Genomic DNA, 1,315 nt, shown 5'->3' on the forward strand with positions numbered 1-1,315 from the left:
GCCGGTGCCGGTCAGCGTCACCAGACGCGAGTCGGCCAGCACGCGCTTCAGCTCGGCGAGCTCGGGGCGGCGTCCCACCAGGCTCGTCACGTCGGTGGGGAACCCGCCGTCCGTCAAGGCGCCCATGTCAGCGAGCGTAGTCGAGCCCCGGCGTCCGCGCGCTCGGCGGACGATCCGATGGACGGAGCCGGTTTCTTCGGCATCGTGCCGCTGAGGGATATCCTGTCCAGGAAGTGAGGACGAGGCGCCGGCACGAGCTTGGAGTGGTCCCTCGCCGACGACAGACCCAGCGATGCGGGGACGTGTCTGGGCCCCGCTGATGGGATCGGTCGAGCCGGATGCGCGCGGTGGTCCCATGTCGCTACTGCGTTGGTCGGCGAAGTCACCTCGGCGCCTGGCGGGAGCCGGTACCCAGTCTCCTACGAACTTGTCGGCGTCGCGACGGTCGTATCGGCTGAGCTGCTGGCGAGGGGCGGGGGTTGCTGGGTCGGGCGTCGTCCTCTTGGGCGCGTTTTGGCCGTCGGTATCCGAGGCCGCGTACGGTCTCGGCGACCGCAGTCCTGGTGAGCCGGATGTGCCGGTCGATGTCGCGCATTTCCTCGTATCGATGTCGGCACTGCGTGCAGAGGCCGAGGTGGCGGGTCGGGTGCTTGGGTTTCCGTCGGGCGGGGGCGCGGCGCTCGGCGCTCGCTCATGCCGCGGCGGTGTTGCGGACCACTGCCAGGAGGTAGGGGGCGCCAGTTCTCGGCGGGGCCGTCTCCCGAGCGAACGGCGGCGATCGTGCGGGTGAAGGCCTCGCTGGCGAGGTCTTCGTCGGGCCCGGTTGTGCCGACGAGAGTACGGGCGAAGGCGAGGACGGCTCGGTGGTGGCGTGCGTAGAGCACCGCCACGGCCCCGTTGTCCCAAGAACGCAGGCGGAGTGTCAGTTCTCTGTCGCTGTCGGGTTCCGCCTCGGGGTGCGGGACGCCAGGCCTCTCGGGGCTCTGATCGCTGCCGGTGCGGGGAGTGGGTGAGGGGGCAGACCGGTGGGGGCCCGGGAACGGGAGGCGGGACATCGTGGCCCTTTGACCGTCGACGGCTGTCTGACCCAGCCGGGTAAGTCTCGGCGAGGTGCTGACCTTCCATTGGTCGGCGCTCGTCGAGGTCAGGTGGGGAGGCCGATGGGGCGTTCGCCGTTGCGGCGTTGTTGGATGACGACGGCGGCGACGAGGAGGGCGCCTTGGGCGACGTTCTGCCAGAAGGAGTTGATGCCTTCGACGGTGAGGCCGTTCTCGAGGCAGCCGAGGAGGGCGACGGCGAGGAGGGTGCCGCCGAT

1 protein-coding gene is annotated in these 1,315 nt (G+C 70.4%); it reads right to left on the reverse strand.

Annotation, left to right across the window (positions count from 1 at the left end):
* Positions 1–419: 419 nt before the first annotated feature.
* Positions 420–1,055, reverse strand: a complete 636-nt coding sequence (locus tag ACZ34W_RS38715) for an RNA polymerase sigma factor (RefSeq protein ID WP_465611203.1) — start codon at positions 1,053–1,055, stop codon at positions 420–422.
* Positions 1,056–1,315 lie beyond the last annotated feature (260 nt).

The organism is Kitasatospora sp. NPDC022856, from assembly GCF_055561235.1.

Excerpts from the sequence above, each read along its gene's own strand:
- ACZ34W_RS38715 (WP_465611203.1), bottom strand. The coding sequence starts at position 1,055 with ATGTCCCGCCTCCCGTTCCCGGGCCCCCACCGGTCTGCCCCCTCACCC.